General features: G+C 65.3%; 13 protein-coding genes. 4 read left to right on the top strand and 9 right to left on the bottom strand.

What is annotated here, in order from left to right:
* Window positions 1-249 precede the first annotated feature (249 nt).
* Window positions 250-1,314, top strand: a complete 1,065-nt coding sequence (locus YUA_RS0115430; protein ID WP_027531522.1) for a helix-turn-helix domain-containing protein — start codon at window positions 250-252, stop codon at window positions 1,312-1,314.
* A gap of 146 nt (window positions 1,315-1,460) precedes the next feature.
* Entirely contained in the window at window positions 1,461-2,888 is a 1,428-nt protein-coding gene (locus YUA_RS0115425) for a serine hydrolase (RefSeq protein WP_027531521.1), read from the top strand.
* A gap of 191 nt (window positions 2,889-3,079) precedes the next feature.
* Here the strand turns inward: YUA_RS0115425 and YUA_RS0115420 are convergent, their stop codons facing one another.
* Window positions 3,080-4,450 (bottom strand): MmgE/PrpD family protein, encoded by a 1,371-nt coding sequence (locus YUA_RS0115420; protein WP_027531520.1) that lies wholly within the window; start codon window positions 4,448-4,450, stop codon window positions 3,080-3,082.
* Between the two features lie 117 nt (window positions 4,451-4,567).
* Between YUA_RS0115420 and YUA_RS0115415 the strand changes: the two genes are divergently transcribed.
* Window positions 4,568-5,683 (top strand): aromatic acid exporter family protein, encoded by a 1,116-nt coding sequence (locus tag YUA_RS0115415; protein ID WP_027531519.1) that lies wholly within the window; start codon window positions 4,568-4,570, stop codon window positions 5,681-5,683.
* Window positions 5,684-5,812: 129 nt separating this feature from the next.
* On the top strand, window positions 5,813-6,199 hold the full coding sequence (locus YUA_RS0115410; protein WP_245285175.1) for a VOC family protein: 387 nt from the start codon (window positions 5,813-5,815) through the stop codon (window positions 6,197-6,199).
* Window positions 6,200-6,234: 35 nt separating this feature from the next.
* Here the strand turns inward: YUA_RS0115410 and YUA_RS0115405 are convergent, their stop codons facing one another.
* The 8 genes from YUA_RS0115405 to dnaA form a co-directional block, all read right to left on the bottom strand.
* A complete protein-coding gene (locus tag YUA_RS0115405; protein ID WP_027531517.1) occupies window positions 6,235-6,885 on the bottom strand; it encodes a 2-hydroxychromene-2-carboxylate isomerase in 651 nt (216 codons plus the stop codon).
* Window positions 6,882-7,370, bottom strand: coding sequence for a DUF2867 domain-containing protein (locus YUA_RS0115400; protein WP_027531516.1), 489 nt, complete (start codon window positions 7,368-7,370; stop codon window positions 6,882-6,884). Before YUA_RS0115400 ends, YUA_RS0115405 begins: the two co-directional genes overlap by 4 nt.
* On the bottom strand, window positions 7,367-8,758 hold the full coding sequence (locus tag YUA_RS0115395; RefSeq protein ID WP_027531515.1) for an MATE family efflux transporter: 1,392 nt from the start codon (window positions 8,756-8,758) through the stop codon (window positions 7,367-7,369). The genes YUA_RS0115400 and YUA_RS0115395 overlap by 4 nt, the downstream gene beginning before the upstream one ends.
* Window positions 8,759-8,998: 240 nt before the next feature.
* Window positions 8,999-10,294 (bottom strand): UDP-N-acetylglucosamine 1-carboxyvinyltransferase, encoded by a 1,296-nt coding sequence (murA, locus tag YUA_RS0115390; RefSeq protein ID WP_027531514.1) that lies wholly within the window; start codon window positions 10,292-10,294, stop codon window positions 8,999-9,001.
* 292 nt (window positions 10,295-10,586) lie between these two features.
* Window positions 10,587-13,022, bottom strand: a complete 2,436-nt coding sequence (gene gyrB, locus YUA_RS0115385; RefSeq protein ID WP_027531513.1) for a DNA topoisomerase (ATP-hydrolyzing) subunit B — start codon at window positions 13,020-13,022, stop codon at window positions 10,587-10,589.
* 448 nt (window positions 13,023-13,470) lie between these two features.
* Window positions 13,471-14,607 carry a DNA replication/repair protein RecF gene (gene recF / locus YUA_RS0115380; protein WP_027531512.1) on the bottom strand — a complete coding sequence of 379 codons (1,137 nt, stop codon included), beginning with the start codon at window positions 14,605-14,607 and terminating at the stop codon, window positions 13,471-13,473.
* A 205-nt stretch (window positions 14,608-14,812) separates the two neighbouring features.
* Window positions 14,813-15,931, bottom strand: a complete 1,119-nt coding sequence (dnaN, locus tag YUA_RS0115375; protein WP_027531511.1) for a DNA polymerase III subunit beta — start codon at window positions 15,929-15,931, stop codon at window positions 14,813-14,815.
* A gap of 247 nt (window positions 15,932-16,178) precedes the next feature.
* Window positions 16,179-17,591, bottom strand: coding sequence for a chromosomal replication initiator protein DnaA (gene dnaA, locus YUA_RS0115370; protein WP_027531510.1), 1,413 nt, complete (start codon window positions 17,589-17,591; stop codon window positions 16,179-16,181).
* Window positions 17,592-18,148: the final 557 nt, after the last annotated feature.

Here is an 18,148-nt window from a genome sequence, read left to right as displayed (position 1 = left end):
TTGCATTGTCGTCGCGACAAAGGCCGATCACATGCTCCGCTGTCATGCTCCGCGAAGGCGGGGCATCCATTACGCCGCAGCCCATCGGTTCAATCACTGCCGTCTCGGAGTACTGTCATCGCCCGATCAAGTCGGGCGATGACAGTGGAGAATGAGACGCTGCTAACCCGGTGCGCAGACGGTCCTTGAAAAAATGTGCCTGACGAACGATGTTCGGCTGATTGCAACCGCGACCGATCGCATCGCCCGATGACACTTGCCGCAACGGAACTTGCCCTGCGTGCCGCGACCGTGGCCCTGCTGCTGATGCTGGCGGCCTCGCTGTTGCGCGACTTCCGCCATAGCGTGGCGGGACGCCTCACCATTGCGCTGGCGCTGGGGACGATCGCGCACGTCGTCACCTCGGAGATCGGCTCGACCGCGCCGGTCTCGATATGGCATGCGCCGCTGATCGCGCTGTCGACCGGCGATGCCGTGGTGCTGTGGCTGTTCACGCGCGCCTTGCTCGACGATTCATTCGTGCCGCGCTGGTGGCACGCGCTGATCTGGGCGGCGGTCTCGGCCTACAGTTTCGTCAGTTGCCTGTGGATCGCGCCGGCGGTCCACGGCCGGCCGGCCATTATCGTGGTCAATCTGCTGGCGCTTTGCTTTATCGTGCTGGCGATAACCCAGACCATTGCCTCCTGGTCGGCCGATCTGGTCGAGCGCCGGCGTAATTTGCGGGTTTTCATCGTCAGCGCAGCCTTGCTCTATGGCGGCGTCAATGTGCTGCTGCAGATATCGATATGGGGCAGGGATAACGCCGCGATCGCCAATGTCGCGAACGCGGCCGTTCTCGCCGGTCTCGTCGCCGCGATCTGCTATGCGATGATGCAGGTCAATGCCGCGGATTTGTTTCCGGCGCCCGTCGAAGCCGCGGCAAACCTTCCCGCCCCGGCCGCCATCGCCGCGGATTCCAGCGCGGATCAGAAGCTGGTCGATGCGCTGATGCGGCTGATGGCTGACGAGCGCATCTATCGCCACGACAACATCAGCATCGGCACGCTCGCCACAAAGCTCGGGATTCCGGAATACCGGCTGCGGCGGCTGATCAACCAGCGGCTCGGCTACCGCAACTTCAATGTGTTCCTGAACAACCACCGCATCGAGGAAGCCAAGGCCGCGCTCGCCGATCCCACCCAGGCCGAGGTCCCCGTCATCACCATCGCGATGGACGCCGGCTTCCAGTCGCTCGGCCCGTTCAATCGCGCCTTCAAGGCGGTGACCGGGGTGACGCCGACGGAGTACCGGCGGCTCAAGGCCGATGCGGCCTAGATTCTAGACCTTTGAAATCACGTAAGAATTTCAGAGTCGGCTAGCCCCGATCAGTTTCGACGAGGTCGTTTTTCAAATCCGGCGAGCGCGCATCGCCCGCATCCGGCCTGCTCTCCCGCACTCGCCCCGCAGCCGGAGAAAAGCCCGTGACCCGTCGTCGTAAGATCGTCCTCCTCACCACCGCCATCGCCTGTGCCGGCCTCGCGCTCGGCGTGGCGCGGGCGCGTGACGTGCCCAAGGTTGCCACCGGCTTCATCGCCGACACGCTCTGCTCGGAGACGTTCGTCTCCGGCTTGGATCCCCGGCGCAACCTCGCCGAGACCACCGACGCGATGCCGGGCACCGGCCTCCTGACCTGGGCGATGAATTTGCAGATCGACCGCGCCCGCAAGGATGTCACGGTGACGCTGTTCGGCATCGGCCGCAGCCATGCCGTCTATCGCGGGGGGCTCGGCTGCACGCTCGAGCACGGGCAGGGGATCGCCGATGTCACGTTGCCGCCGGACGACAATCAGCCCGCGCTGCTCCCCGAGATCGCCGGCCCGGGGATCGTGCCGCCGCAAAGCGAGGGCTTGGCAGCCGCGCTCGACCGCGCCTTCACCGAGCCCGCGCAGCCGCCTCATCGCCGCACCCGCGCGATCGTCGTCATGAAGGCCGGCCGCATCATCGCCGAGCGCTACGCCGACGGCATCGGGCCGGAGACGCAGCTGCTCGGTTTCTCCATGACGAAGTCGGTGACTTCGGCGCTGATAGGCATTCTGGTGCGCCAGCGCAAGTTGAAGCTCGACGGGCTCGCGCCCATCGCCGCCTGGCAAGATCCTGATGATCCGCGTCACGCCGTCACCGTCGACCAGTTGCTGCGTCACACCGCCGGCATCGCGCTCGGGAGCTCGTTGCAGGCCTCGCTCGGCTCCGCGCTCGAGAGGGTCAACGCCATGAAATACGCCGAGGATGATATGGCGAGCTTTGCCGAGCGCGCGCCGCTTGCGACCGCGCCGGGCACGGCGTGGAATTATCACGACGGCAACTTCCTCATCCTCGCCCATCTGATCCGCAACGCCGCCGGCGGCAAGCCTGCCGATGCGCTGGCCTTCGCGCGCCGCGAATTGTTCGCGCCGCTCGGCATGGTCAACGTCACGCTTCAGCTCGACGGTGCCGGCACGATCGAGGGCTCCGGCGAAATGCTGGCCTCTGCGCGCGACTGGGCGCGCTTCGGCCAGCTCTATCTCAACGACGGTGTCGCCGGCGGCAAACGCATCCTGCCCGAAGGCTGGGTGAACTATTCGGCAACGGCGACGCCAAACGCCTGGGTCGGCATCGGCGCCGGCTTCTGGACCAACCAGGGCGACAGTTTTGGTGCCAAGTTTCGCGTGGAGCACGGCTGGCCGCGCGATGCGTTCTTCGCCAAGGGGACGATCGGGCAGTACACGATCGTGATCCCGTCGGAACAGCTGGTGATCGTGCGGCTAGGCCGCTCGCCGAATTGGCCTCCGGAGGCGGATGGGGTGTTCGATCTCGTGCGCGATGTCGTTGCGACAACGCGCGAGAAGGGCAAGCTCGCGGGGGCGAATTAGAGCTGTCTCTTACCCTCCCCTGGAGGGGGAGGGTCGATCGCGCGTAGCGCGAGCGGGGTGGAGTGACGGTCTCTCCGCGGTGAAAAGTGCCCGTGTGGAGAGATCACCCCACCCCGTCTCACATTTCGCTTCGCTCAATGTGAGCCGACCCTCCCCCTCCAGGGGAGGGTGCAGAGTACAACGGTGACGACCTACTGCCGTCCCAGCTCCGTCGCCTTTGCTACGCGATCGAACCGCTCCAGCGTCATGATCGCGTCGGCGAACTTGTCGGCCCGTGCATTCAGCACGGGTCGCGCCAGCGTCAGGAACTTCTGCTGCATCGCCTGCGCGTCGGGGAACGATGTCGGCTCGCCCGAGGGATCAGCATAGAGCCGCTCGTGCACGCCATCGTCGGTGGTGATGCTGACGCGCGCGCCGAAGGGATGGGTGCGGCCGACCTCGAGCCGGTCGTCCTGGACCACGTCGAACCTGTCGGCGAGCGCGTCGATCGCGGCGTCGCCGAGGCGGTTATAGTCGTCCCAGCCGAACGAGCCCTGGTCGAGCGCAAGCGCGCCGGTGAAGAACATCGAGAACTGGCCGCCGACGATCGAAGTCGGATGCCGCTTGGTGGCGGCGTCGCCGGTCAGCGTAATGCCGTTGCGGTGCAGGCCGATCTCGACGCGCTTGATCTGGTCGGGCGTCAGATTGTGCTCGCGCCGCATCGCGATGAGGGCGTCGATCGCGGCATGGGTGTAGCGGCAGCTCGGATACGGCTTCACGCCGATCTTCATGGTCTCGTAGGTCTCGCCGAGCCCGGCGACCGCCTTGTCGGGATGCGCATCGTCGGTGTAACCGGCGAGCAGGCCGTGCTTGCCTTCGACCGATTCCGTCGCGCCGACGAAATCGTTGCGCGCCAGCGTCGCGGCGATCACGCCGTTCATCGCGGCGGCGCCGACCTGGTAGCGTTTGTTCCAGGCGCCGTTCATCAGGAATTGCAGCGAGCCCGCGGCCTGGCTGCCGGCGACGCCGAAGGCGGCGATGATCTGTTGCTCGGAGAGGCCGTACAGCTTGGCGGCCGCAGCGGCCGCGCCATAGGTGCCGGCGGTCGCGGTCGGATGGAAGCCGCGTGCATAATGCGAGGTCGGGTCGAGCGCGTTGCCGAGCCGGCAGCAGACCTCATAGCCCGCAACGATCGCCGTCAGCACGTCGCGACCCGAAGCGCCGACCATCTCGCCGACGGCAAACGCCGCTGGAACCACCGGCGCGCTCGGATGCAGCGAGGAATCCGCATGCGTGTCGTCGAAATCGAGGGAATGGCCGAGCGCCCCGTTGAGCAGGGCCGCCACCGCCGGCGTCCAGGTCTTCGCATCGCCGAACACGGTGGTTTCGCCCTTGGTGTCGAGCGCGAGCGCTTCCAGCATCTTCAGCAGCGACGGGGTCGATTCCGCCTCACTCCGCGCCCGGATGGCGCTGCCGAGGAAATCCAGCGTCAGCACCTTGGCGCGATCCAGCACCTCCGCCGGAATATCGGCGAATTTCAGCCTGGCGACATAGGCGGCGAGCGTTGCGGTTTCGTGAGCCATCGTGTTTCCTCGTTTTGGCCGGCAAATTAGGCGGGCTGATTTTGCCTTTCAAGCGGCCTTGGGGCCGCGGGCATCAGCCATGCTTTTGGCTGGTTGCGAGGATCGGGACATTCGACGATGGCAGGCGCAAAGGAGCTGTTCGAGCGGATCCGGTCGCGGCGGACGCAATTGGGGCTGGCGATCCGGGTTACGGTGGCCGCCGTAGCGGCCTATGCGATCGCGACTGCGCTGCATCTCTTGCTGCCGCTATGGGCGGTCCTGACCTCGCTGATCGTGACCCAGATGAGCGTCGGCCGCTCGCTAAAGGCGACGCGCGACTACATGCTCGGCACGATCGGCGGTGCCATCTATGGCGGCGCCATCGCGATCTCGATTCCCTATTCCAGCGAAGCGGGCCTGTTGGGGCTGCTGGTGCTGGCGGTCGCGCCGCTCGCCTTCGTCGCCGCGATCTATCCGAACCTGAGCACCGCCACCGTGACCGCCGTGATCGTGCTGCTGGTCCCGACCATGCATCATGCCGATCCGCTCGCGTCGGCGATCGATCGCGTCAGCGAGGTCTCGGTCGGCGCCATCACCGGGCTGCTGGTCTCCTTCGTGGTGCTGCCGTCGCGCGCGGTGCGGCAGATCCGCGCCAGCGCGGCGAAGCTGCTCGAGCTGATCGCGGAGGCTTTTACCGAGCTGCTCGCGGGCCTCACCCGCGGCCGCGACAACGATGCGCTGCACCGGATCCAGGACGGCATCGGCACCGCGATGGTGGGCCTCAATGCAATTGGCGCCGAGGCCGAGCGCGAGCGCTCGGCGCGGCTGTCGAGCGGTCCCGACACCGGCCCGCTGCTGCGCACGATCCTGCGGCTGCGCCACGACGTCGTGATGATCGGCCGCGCCACGGTTGTGCCGCTGCCGGTCGAGGTGCAGATCAGGCTCGCCGGGCCCCTCGCAGAGGTGAGCGCAGCAATTGTGCGCTTCCTGAAGTCAGCGGCCGATGCCATTCGCGAGGGCGCCGGCGCGCCGCCGATCCACCCGGTGCATGTCGCGCTTCAACACTATTCCGAGGCGGTCGCGGCCGTGCGCCAGGACGGACTGATCCGCGGCCATCCCGGCGACACCGCGGAGCGCTTCTTTGCGCTCGGCTTCTCGCTGGAGCAGATGCACCAGAATCTCTGCGATCTCGACCGCGTCGTCGGCGAATGGTCGGAAGCTGGGGCCGACAAGTCTGCGCGCGTGGCGGAGTAAGCCAGGGCGTGTACTCGGATGAGCTGGCATCCGACAGCACGTCGAACACGTTCGGAAACGTCCAGTGCCCGCAAGAGAGGTAAACGAGCTTAACGAAGAAGGGTGAGAGCAATGCTAGGGAACGCGAAGGTGGCAACCCGGCTTCCGGCCAAAGACCTGAACCGCGCGCGAGCGTTTTACTCCGAGAAACTCGGGCTCGAGCCGATTGAAGAACGCGCGGGCGGACTGCGCTACGTCTGCGCCGGGAGCGAGTTTGCGCTATTCATCTCAGCCGGAATGCAATCCGGCACGCACACACAGATGGGTTGGGAGGTCGAGGATATCGAGGCGACCGTGCGTGAGCTTCGCGCCCGGGGAGTCGAGTTCGAGGAGTACGACCTGCCCGGCTTGAAGACCGTCGATGGAATTGCGGACATTGCCGGGAATTACCCCAGCAAGGGTATCGGTGAGCGAGGCGCCTGGTTCCGTGATAGCGAAGGCAACTTGCTGAGCGTCGGACAGCCGGTGTTGACTTGACGGGCGATCGCGTCGCCTGCGAGGGATCTCATGCTCTAGCGCTGCGCCAGCCCCTTGCCCTGCAGGCGCCAGACCAGGAGATCGATGCGGTCCTGGCCGAAGAACGGCTCGTTCTCGAACACGAAGGTCGGCACGCCCCAATGGCCTGATGCTGCGTGATCCTTTTCGTTCCCGGCAATCACCTGCTCGTAGCGATCAGGATCGGCGCTGATCGCCGCATCCATTGCGGCGAGATCGAAGCCAGCTTTTTCAGCGGCCCGCGCGAGATGATCGCCTTCGTTCCAGCCGGGGACCGAGCCGTCCCAGAGCACGCGTGCGATCGCATTCGTGAATGCGAGCGAGCGGCCTTCGAGTTGCGCCATGGCGCCCAGCCGTGTCAGGCGATGGATGTAGGGCTGCTCTGTGGCGACATCGAACGTCGTCTTGTCCTGCACGATTGGATCCGGTCGCGGAAAGCGGAACGGAATGCCCTCGTGCTGCGCCACGCGCGTGCTGTCGAGCACCACATAGCGAATGAAATTTGGACTGGCCTTCTTGAAGAAGCCTGGCACGCGCACCGCGAGCGGATAGACCGGCCGCAGGTTCACCGCGAGATCATATTCCACGACCAGCTTCAGCGTCTTCGGCAGCGCCAGATAACTGAAGGGGCTACGAAAGGAAAAGAAGAGATCGACGGACAGCGTCATCGGGCCGGCTCCACGATGCGTCCCATCATGCCGCGAACCACGAGCTTGTGGAAGGGTATAATGAGCGTGAGGTAAGTCCGTCCGAGGAGATTATTGGTCCGAACCAACGTGGTCGAGGTGACATGGCGCAGCGTCGCTTCGCCCGCGACGTCGACAACGAGGCGGAAGTCAAGGTGGGAATCATCGAAACCGGCGACCAGTTGCTCCGGCGTCTCGCTCAACACCGGAAACAGGCCTATCAGGCCGCCAGGCGCGTACGCGCCTTCGCCTGACTTTTTCAATCCGAACGGCGTCACCAGAATGTTGCGCAGGCGCACCAGTGCGTCGACCCAGCGCGGTCCGTTCACCACCATCCTTGTGCAGGCCTCGCGGGCGCTCAACGGTGTTGCGCCGATCTCCACGCGAAACGAGTCGATGAATTGCGCGCCGGCCAGCACCGTGCTGGCATAGACATTGGGGGTGACTTCGCGAACGGGTCCTGTCATCCCGCCAGTTTGCGCGTCAGCATCCGGAATCGCAAGATCAAGAGTCCGGCATAGACGAATGATCCGATCGACAGTCCGATCCAGACGCCGACCGCGCCGAGGCCGGCGTGGAAGGCAAGCGCCCAGGCGATCGGGAAGCCGACGCACCAATAGCCGATCGCCGCGAACACCAGTGTCATCCGAGTGTCATTGATACCGCGCAACGCACCGCCCATGATGGTCTGCAGTGCATCGGCGATGAAGAAGGTTGCGCCGACCAGCAGAAGTGTTGCGATCAGCTCGATGGTCGGCGCGCTGGCCTCGCTGCTGCCGAAAAACAGCCGCCCCAGCTCATAACGGCCGAGGATGATGGCAACCGTCAGGCCTGCGACGAACGCGATCCCGAGCACCGTCGCGACGAGGCCCGCGCGCCGGACGCCGGCCGGATCGTTGCGGCCAAAGGCGTGGCCGACGCGCACCGTCGCGGCCATGCCGATGCCGAGCGGGACCATGAACAAGACGGCCGTGACCTGGAGCGCGATCTGGTGCGCGGCCAGCGCGGTGGTCGAGATCAGCCCCATCAGCAGCGCGGCCGAGGAGAACAGGCCGTATTCCAGCAGGAGCGAGAACGAGATCGGCGCGCCGATCGCGATCAACTGGCGCATCAAGGGCCAGTCGATCCGCCACAGATGAGCCAGCAGATGATAGTCGGCGAACGGCTTGCGCCACGCCGCGATGGCAAGCGCAGCAACGAAGGTGCCGAGATTGACGAGCGTCGTCGCAAGCCCCGCGCCGAACAGGCCGAGCTCCGGCAGGCCGAACAGGCCATGGATCAGGCAATAGACCAGCGCGAAATTCGCCGGGATCGCCGCGAGCGTGATCCACAGCGGCGCCTGCGGCCGGTTCACCGCGCTCATCATGCTGCGCAGCGCGATGAAGCCGAGGGCCGGCGCGATGCCCCAGGCGAGGCCGTTCAGATAGCGTTGGGCGAGGCCGGCTAAATGCGGCGCCTGTCCGAGCGCAATCAGGATGTGCTCGCCATAGAGCGGCGAGGCCATCATCGGCAGCGAGATCAGCAGCGCAACCCACAGGCCGACGCGCAAGGAGAGGCGGATGCGCCTGACGTCGCCGGCGCCGAACGCCTGCGCGGCCAGCGGCGACACCGCGGCCATCAATCCAAGCCCGAAGGTGAAGCTGACGAAATAGACGGTGTGCGCAAGTGCCGCAGCGGCGACCGCATCCTCGCCGAGCCTTCCGATCAGAACGAGATCGCTCGTGATCATCGCGATCTGTCCCAGCTGCGTCAGCATCATCGGCACGGCCAGCCGCAACGTCTCGACGAACTCTTGCGCGAGATGGCTTTGCACGCCGGCTTGCGGCGGTTGTTGTGGTTGGACAGTGTCGAGCATGGCGGCGTCAATAGCACGGCCGCACGTCGAAAACATGGCCCGTTCTGTCCGCGAGCTCGGAATCGTAGGGTGGGCAAAGGCGCACTTGCGCCGTGCCCACCATCTATCCAACGCCACAACAAAAGCGGTGGGCACGCTTCGCTTTGCCCACCCTACGATACTGTGGTCGCGGAGAGATACTCCTCATCCGGCGCGCTAAGCACCACCTTCTCCCACAAGGGGGAGAAGGAAGAAAATAGATTAGCCCTTCCGTTCCGGCACGCGCCGGATCTTCGCACCCAGCGCGTTCAGCCGTTCGTCGATGCGCTCGTAGCCGCGCTCGATCTGGTCGGCGTTGTTGATGGTGGAAGTGCCTTCGGCGCACACGGCGGCGAGCAGCATCGCCATGCCGGCGCGGATATCGGGCGAGCTCAACGTCGCGCCGTGCAGCCGGCTTGGCCCTGCGATGATGGCGCGATGCGGATCGCACAGCACTATACGCGCGCCCATTCCGATCAGCTTGTCGACGAAGAACATCCGCGACTCGAACATCTTCTCGAACATCAGGATCACGCCTTCGCATTGCGTAGCGGTGACGATTGCGATCGACATCAGATCGGCCGGGAAGGCCGGCCAGGGCTGGTCCTCCAGCTTCGGTACGTGGCCGCCAAAGTCGTCCTGGATCTTCATCGTCTGGTTCGAGGGCACGATGAGATCGTCACCCTCGACGCGGCAGACGATGCCGAGCCGCTCAAAGCCCATGCGGATCGAGCGCAGATGCTCGACGCCGGCGCGCGTGATGCGCAAGGGCGAGCGCGTCACTGCGGCGAGACCGATCAGCGAGCCGACCTCGATATGGTCGGGCTGAATCCTGTAGGTCGCTTCCCCCAGCGTCGCCGGCCCATGCACGATCATGGTGTTGGTGCCGATGCCCTCGATCTTCGCGCCGAGCGCGACCAGGAAATTGGCGAGGTCCTGCACATGCGGCTCGGAGGCCGCGTTGCGCAAGTAAGTGACGCCGTCAGCCGCTACGGCGGCAACCAGCGCATTCTCGGTCGCGGTGACGCTCGGCTCGTCCAGGAACACGTCGGCGCCGGTGAGCTTTGGCGCGCGGAATTCGAGACGGTCGGTCGCGGTGACCTTGGCGCCAAGCTGTTCCAGTGCGAGCACATGGGTGTCGAGCCGGCGCCGGCCGATGACGTCGCCGCCGGGCGGCGGCAGCATCACCTCGCCGCAACGGGCGAGCAGGGGGCCCGCGAGCAGGATCGAGGCGCGGATGCGGACGCAGAGCTCGGGATCGAGATCGGCGGCGCGGATGCTCTTGGCGTGGATGTGAAGCGTGTTGCGGGCGGTCCATTCCGCGGACGCGCCGACCGAGCGGATCAGCTCGACCAGCGTCTCGGTGTCGCGGATCCGCGGCACGTTCTCCAGCGTCACCGGATGCTCGGTGAGCAGTGCGGCCGCGATGATCGGCAGCGCCGAGTTCTTGTTGCCGGCCGGCTCAATCGAGCCCGAGAGCCGCTGACCGCCCTCGACGATGTATTGGATGGGCGCCACGGGGATCTCTCCGTCCTGTTGGGTTGGGGCGGGCTGCTTTGGAGGCGGAAACTATAGGGAATTGAGCGCGGTAGCAATTCGGGCTTGAGGGTTGCTGCGAAGGCGGTGCGCTCCCTCCCCCGCTTGCGGGGGAGGGCCGGGGAGAGGGTGTTTCCGCGATGGGATTGTCGAAATTTACGGAGAATATCCACGCGAGGAGAAAGCCCTCACCCGGCGCTTCGCGCCGACCTCTCCCGCAAGCGGGAGAGGTTACAGCGAGCGCCTGGCTAGAGCGCGGCCAAAGCCATCCGCCTCAGATATCGATCGTCGCGCTGAGCGAATGTTCCTGAATGAAGTCGCGGCGCGGCTCGACGACGTCGCCCATCAGCTTGGTGAAGATGTCGTCGGCCTCGTCGACCTCCTTGACCTTCACCTGGAGCAGTGAGCGCGCATCGACATCCAGCGTCGTCTCCCAGAGCTGTTCCGGGTTCATCTCGCCCAGCCCTTTGTACCGCTGTAGCGTAACGCCCTTGCGGCCCGCGTCGGTGACGGCCTCGAACAGATCAACCGGCCCGTAGACCATGTGCTCCACGTCCTTGCGCCGCAGATTGCCGGGGCGGGCATAAACGTCCTGGAGCTTCACCGTGTATTCGTCGAGCTTGCGGGCTTCGACCGAACCCAGGAAAGCGTCGTCGATCAAGGCGACTTCCTTGACGCCGCGCACCGTGCGCTCGAACTGGAAGCCCTGACCTTCGACGTACTGACCGCCCCAGCCGCGCTCGACCTCCTCGGCCTGGTTGTCCAGCCGACCGGCGATGTATTGCGCCGCTGCTGCGGCCTTCCCAGGATCGCCGTAGATCGCCTTGTTAAGCACGCCGGTGATGGCGGCCTGCTCGATCACCTTGCGATTGTAGCGGCTGTGGAGGTTGCGCAGGATGCTGCGGACGACGCGGGCGTCGTCGACCAGTGAACGCAAATCGCGGCCGGTGCGATCGCCGCCGTTGCCGGGAATGAACACGCAGTCGTCGAGCCCGGTGTCGATCAGATAGTCTTCCAGCGCCCGTTCGTCCTTCAGGTACTGCTCGGACTTGCCGCGGTTGACCTTATAAAGCGGCGGCTGCGCGATATAGAGATAGCCGCCGTCGATGATGTCGCGCATCTGCCGGTAGAAGAAAGTCAGCAGCAGCGTGCGGATGTGGGCGCCGTCGACGTCGGCGTCCGTCATCACGATGATCTTGTGATAGCGCAGCTTCTCGATCGAGAACTCGTCGCTGATGCCGGTGCCGAGCGCGGTGATCAGCGTGCCGATCTGCTCGCTGCCCAGCATCTTGTCGGGGCGGACGCGCTCCACGTTGAGGATCTTGCCGCGCAGCGGCAGAACCGCCTGGAATTCGCGGTTGCGGCCCTGCTTGGCGCTGCCGCCTGCCGAGTCACCCTCGACGATGAAGAGTTCGGACTTGGCGGGATCCTTTTCCTGGCAGTCGGCGAGCTTGCCGGGCAGCGAGGAGACCGAGAGCGGGCTTTTGCGCGTCAGTTCGCGCGCTTTTCGCGCCGCTTCGCGGGCGGCGGCGGCCTGGATCACCTTGCCGACGATCATCTTGGCTTCAGAAGGGTGCTCCTCGAACCAGGCCTGGAGCGCCTCGTTGAGCACGTTCTCGACCACCGGGCGCACTTCCGAGGACACCAGCTTGTCCTTGGTCTGCGACGAAAATTTCGGGTCCGGCACCTTCACCGACAGCACGGCGGTCAAGCCTTCGCGGCAGTCGTCGCCGGTCAGCGCGATCTTTTCCCTTTTCGCATTAGCCTCGGCATAGCCGTTGACCTGGCGCGTCAGCGCGCCCCGGAAGCCGGCGAGATGGGTGCCGCCGTCGCGCTGCGGGATGTTGTTGGTGAAGCACAGCACGTTCTCGTGGTAGCTGTCGTTCCACCACAATGCGGCCTCGACGCCGATGCCGTTGGCTTCCGCGCGCACCATGATCGGCGCCGGCACGATCGCCTTCTTGTTGCGGTCGAGATATTTGACGAATTCCTCGACGCCGCCGGAATAGTGCATCTCCTCGCGCTTCTCGACCGCGTGACGCATGTCGGAGAGAGCGATGTTGACGCCGGAATTGAGGAAGGCGAGCTCGCGCAGCCGGTGCTCCAGCGTCGCGAAATCATACTCGATGTTCTTGAAGGTCTCGGTCGAGGCCTGGAACGTCACCTCGGTGCCGCGCCGGCCCGGCGCATCGCCGACGACCTTCAGCGGTGCAACGGCATCGCCATGGGCGAACTCGATGTAGTGCTCCTTGTCATCGCGCCAGATGCGCAAGCCGAGCTTGCTCGAGAGCGCGTTGACGACAGAGACGCCGACGCCGTGCAGGCCGCCGGAGACCTTGTAGGAATTCTGGTCGAATTTTCCGCCGGCATGGAGCTGGGTCATGATGACCTCGGCCGCCGAGATGCCTTCGCCCTTGTGGATGTCGACCGGAATGCCGCGGCCATCGTCGCGCACGGTGACGGAATTGTCGGCATTGAGCACGACGTCGACGCGCGAGGCGTGGCCCGCCAACGCTTCGTCGATCGCGTTGTCGACGACCTCGTACACCATGTGGTGCAGGCCCGAGCCGTCATCGGTGTCGCCGATATACATGCCGGGACGCTTGCGGACGGCATCGAGCCCCTTGAGCACGCGGATCGATTCCGCGCCGTATTCGCTCGCGGTGGAGGGCTCGTTTTCGGCAGCGGGCTGCCGAGCAGGTTCTGTCATGAGAGGCCTTCGAGATGTCGCCCGAATCAGCCGCGCAAAAGGCGCTGATTGGATGCTATTTGTGCCATGAAAGAGGGGTTGCGCATAGCGCAAAGTGTCCTCCGGCAACCCTTTGAGCAGATAGGGTTTTCTGGCCAGATTTCAAGGTGTTCGAAGGTCGATTCCGGGGCTCGCGAAAAGCCCGATTCGAGGCAGCATTTTCAGGCTCCAAAGGCGTGGATTTTCCGGGAGCGGGCAGGGCGTTCCGGGGCGCTGTTTCGGAAGAGAGCGAGGCCGCACACGAACAGCCGCCATCGTGCCGGAACTTTCGTCCCGTGCCTTACCGTTGTCATGGTCTCTCTCCAAGGAAATCGCGCGTGTCGATCGCGCGATTGCAACGGCTGCGACACCGCCGGCGCGGCCTCGCAGAACTAGTCGCGGCCTGAACAAGGCAGGTTCAACAATGCAGCTATCGCCGGGCCGAAACGCGTCCGCTCTCGACGTCAAAGACTTCGCCGCCGGCGCCGATCTCGGCAAACGCAGCCGGGTCCGCGCCGGTCAGCCACACCTGCGCGCCGAGCTTGCGCAGCTCGTCGAACAGCGCGGCGCGGCGGTTCGGATCGAGATGGGCGACGACCTCGTCGAGCAGCAAGAGCGGCACGATGCCGGTCATCTCGGCGACCAGCGTCGCATGCGCCAGCACCAGCCCAATCAGCAGCGCCTTCTGCTCGCCGGTGGACGCGTCGCGCGCCGGCATGCTTTTCGGCGCATAGATCACCTGGAGATCGGTGAGATGCGGGCCGTCGGTGGTGCGGCCGGCGATGGCGTCGCGCGGGCGGTTGTCGCGCAGGATCTGGCGGTAGCGGTCCTCGACCGAGGTCGCGGTCTCGGTCAGCAGCGCGTTCTCCATCCAGCCGTCGAGCGCGATCTGCGCCGACGGAAACGTGGATTGCTGTGCGCGCGCGTTCAACATGCCGGTGAGCCGCGCCGCGGTCTGGCCGCGCGTTGCGGCGACCGCAACCGCGAGCTCGGCGGTCTCGCGTTCGATCGCGTCACACCAATGGTCGTCGTAATTGCGGGTCTCGAGCAGGCGATTGCGCGAGCGCAGCGAACGTTCGAGCGCGTTGATGCGGCTGGAATGCTCGCTGTCGAGCGCCAGCACCAGGCGGTCGAAGAAGCGGCGCCGCTCCGAGCCCGCGCCCATGAACAGCCCGTCCATCGCCGGCGTCAGCCACACCATGCGGATATGGTCGCCAAAGGCCGCCGCCGAATTCGCCGGCTCGCGGTCGATGCGGCAGCGCCGGCTCACCGCACTGTCTGCGCCGGGCGGATCGATCCCGGTGCCGAGCGTGGCGAGCCCCAGCGCGCCCTCGACCTGCGCGGACACCGCCCAGGAACCATCGCCCTGGTTGTCCGCGACATCCTCCAGCGTGGCGCGCCTTAAGCCCCGTCCTGGCGAGAGAAACGAGATCGCCTCGATGCAATTGGTCTTGCCCGCCCCGTTCGGCCCGACCAGCGCCACCATGTCAGCCGCCGTCTCGAGCCCCGCCGCCCGATAATTCCGAAAATGCGTCAGCGTCAGTCGATGAATGCGGGAGGGGGTCATGAGTTCTTTGTCGTGGACGCGCGCTCTCCCTTTGCGGGAGTATGCCGTAGGGTGGGCAAAAGCGCGCTCTGCGCGCGCCGTGCCCACGTCTCGCCGCGATCATCCGTGCCGCTGCATGGTGGGCACGCTTTCACCTTCGCTCTTCGAGCTACGGCGCAAGCTTTGCCCACCCTACGGCTCCGATGGATGGTCGAGAGAGCTCCCCTCACACCCGCATCGGCATCAGCACGTACAGGGCGCTCTTGTCGTCGCGGTCTTGCACCAGGGTCGGCGAGCCGGGGTCGGCGAGCTTCAGGGTGGCGACGTCGCCTTCGATCTGGGCGGCGATGTCGAGGAGGTAGCGCGAGTTGAAGCCGATATCGAGCGCGTCGGAGGCGTACTCGACCTCGATCTCTTCGGTGGCGCTGCCGGAATCCGGATTGGTCACCGACAGCACCAGCTTGCCCGGCGACAGCGACAGTTTCACCGCGCGGCCGCGCTCGCTGGAGATGGTGGAGACACGGTCGACCGCGTTCTCGAAGTCCTTCTTGTCGACGACGAGCTCCTTGTCGTTGCCTTGCGGAATGACGCGGCCGTAATCGGGGAAGGTGCCGTCGATCAGCTTCGAGGTCAGCACCACATTGCCAATGGTGAAGCGGATCTTGGCCTGCGACAGCTCGATCGTGACCTCGGCCTCGCTGTCCTCGATCAGGCGCTGCACCTCGCCGACGGTCTTGCGCGGCACGATCACGCCGGGCATGCCCTCGGCGCCCTTGGGCTGGACCAGATCGAGCTGGGCGAGGCGGTGGCCGTCGGTGGCGACGCCGCGCAGGGTCGCGGCTTTCGCCGTGCCGGCGGCATGCAGATAGATGCCGTTGAGATAATAGCGCGTCTCTTCGGTCGAGATCGCGAACTGGGTGCGGTCGATCAGCCGCTTGACGTCCTTGGCGGCGAGTGAGAACGAATGCGACAGGTCGCCGGTGGCGAGATCCGGGAAGTCGTTCTCCGGCAGGGTCTGCAGCGTGAAGCGCGAGCGGCCGGCGCGGATCGCCAGCACGGCGCGGTCGCCATCGGCTTCCAGCACGATCTGCGAACCGTCCGGCAGCTTGCGCACGATGTCGTAGAACATGTGCGCCGGCACCGTGGTCGAGCCCGCGGTCGCAGTTTCCGCCGGCAGCGTCTCCGTTACCTCGAGGTCGAGGTCGGTCGCCTTCAGCGACAATTTGGCGTTCTCGGCGCGGACCAGCACGTTGCCCAGGATCGGAATCGTGTTGCGGCGCTCGACCACGCGATGGACATGGCCCAGCGACTTCAGGAGTTGCGCGCGTTCGACCGTAACCTTCATTGCACTACTCGCCCGATCCCCAAAGATGGAAAAAGCCGGGCGGAGGAAAGCGCGCCGCGGCACCGAAGACCCCGGAAGCCGGGTCATCGAGCCGATATGACCAAAGCCGTCAGGGTCGCGCAAGGTGGCTCGGATAGCCATGGGATTCAAGGGATCGGGAGGCAGTTCCCCACGATTTACCGGCAAAAACGCGACCGCCGCCCAGGCATGGCCAGGGCGGCGGGAGAATGGCAGGAGCGCTAGGCGTTTATTCCTGAAGCTGGCGCTTGAGCGACTCGACCTCCTCGGACAGCGCATTGTCCTTGGAAACCAGTGCCTCGATCTTGCGCACGGCGTGCAGCACGGTGGTGTGGTCGCGACCACCGAAACGGCGGCCGATCTCGGGGAGCGAGCGCAGGGTCAGCGTCTTGGCGAGATACATCGCCACCTGGCGCGGACGCACCACATTGGCGGTGCGGCGCGAGGACAGGAGGTCGGAGCGGCTGACATTATACTGCCGTGCCACCACGCGCTGGATGTCCTCGATCTTGATCCGCTTCGGCTCCTGCGGCCGGATCAGGTCGCGGACCTCGTGTTCGGCCATTTCCAGCGTCACCGGCCGGTTGTTGAGCTTCGAGTGCGCCAGCAGACGGTTGATCGCGCCCTCGAGGTCGCGGCCGTTATGGGTGATGGCGCGCGCCAGATAGGTCAGCACCTCCTCGGGCACCTCGAATGTTGCATGATGGGCGCGGGCGGCTGCGACGCGCGACTTGAGGATGCCGTGGCGCAGCTCTTCGCCGAGCGAACCCATCTCGACCACGAGGCCGCCGGCCAGCCGCGAGCGGACGCGGTCATCGAGGCTTTCGAGATCGGACGGCGGACGGTCGGCCGCGATCACGACCTGACGGCCGGCATCGATCAGCGCGTTCAGCGTGTGACAGAATTCGGCCTGGGTCGACTTGCCCTGCAGGAACTGCAGATCGTCGATGACGAGCACGTCGATGCCGCGCAGCGCTTCCTTGAAGGCGAGCGCCGTCTGCGTCTTCAGCGCAGCGACGAAGCCGTACATGAATTTTTCCGCGGTGAGATAGAGCACCTTGCGCTCGTTGCCGGAATTGCCGGCCCAGGTCACCGCCTGCAACAGATGCGTCTTGCCGAGGCCAACGCCGGCGTGGATGTAGAGCGGGTTGAACATGACGGGATCGCCGCGGCGTCCTTCGGCGACCTGACGCGCGGCGGCATGGGCCAGCGTGTTGGAGCGGCCGACGACGAAGCTCGCAAAGGTCAGGCGCGGATCGAGCGGCGAGCCGCCGAGCGCATCATGATTGGCGGAGACCGGCGCAGTCGCGGTCGAGCGCAGCTCGGGCGCAGGCGCACGGCGCGTTTCGACCGCAGCCGGGGCTTCCTTCGCCTGCACCACGGGGCGCACCGCGGAGCGAACCGTGAGATCGATGCGATGCACCTCCGGCATCTCGGCCTGCCAGCACGACAGCACGCGCTCGGCATAATGGGCCTGGATCCAGCTCTTCAGGAAGCGGGTCGGGACCGAGAGCCGCACGCTTTCCTCCTGCACGCCTTCCAGATCCATGCGCGCAAACCAGCTCGTATAGACGTCTTCGCCAACGTTCGAGCGCAGCCGACTCTTCACGCGTGACCAGCGATCCTGTTCCGATGTCGTCATCATTTGAAAACTTTTCTCGAGAGATAAGGTTGCGTTGTTGGGCCATGCAGAGTTCCTGCCAGGACATCTGCAATGGCGCGACCTCAAGCGAGTCCATCTTCGGGCATAGCTCGACCGCTCGGCGGGAACGCCGCGGGTCAGATCAGCGATGTCAGAGATGGATGGTTCGCGAGGTCAGCGCGTACTCAGCGCCTCGTCACACGCGGGGGGATGAAGGTCCGACGAATCCAGAACGGCATCATTGGAATGGGAAACGTGATTCAATACCGCGTTGAGTTCGTAAGACATGATCCCTCCCCGTCCTGCCGTGATTGCTCACGGCAAGGTCCTGCGTGTCTTGAAGACAACCGCGATCAAAGTCGCTGATGCCCCGCCCGTCTGCACTGTTCGTCCGCTCGGCTACGCCATCATGCGTATCGGGGTAGCTTTACGACATCTCTCATTTGCGCCTGGCGCGAGTGGGATGCATAAGATCCCGCTTGGAGACATTCAGACAAAGAACTACCATTCCCACATTGCTGTGGGTTTTGAACCGACAATCGCTTGATGAAGCGTCG

Origin of the sequence: Bradyrhizobium sp. WSM3983, from assembly GCF_000473045.1 — a bacterium.
Lineage (GTDB): Bacteria > Pseudomonadota > Alphaproteobacteria > Rhizobiales > Xanthobacteraceae > Bradyrhizobium.
The sequence above is the reverse complement of the archived record's forward strand: the minus strand, read 5'-3'. Positions and strand labels throughout refer to the sequence as shown.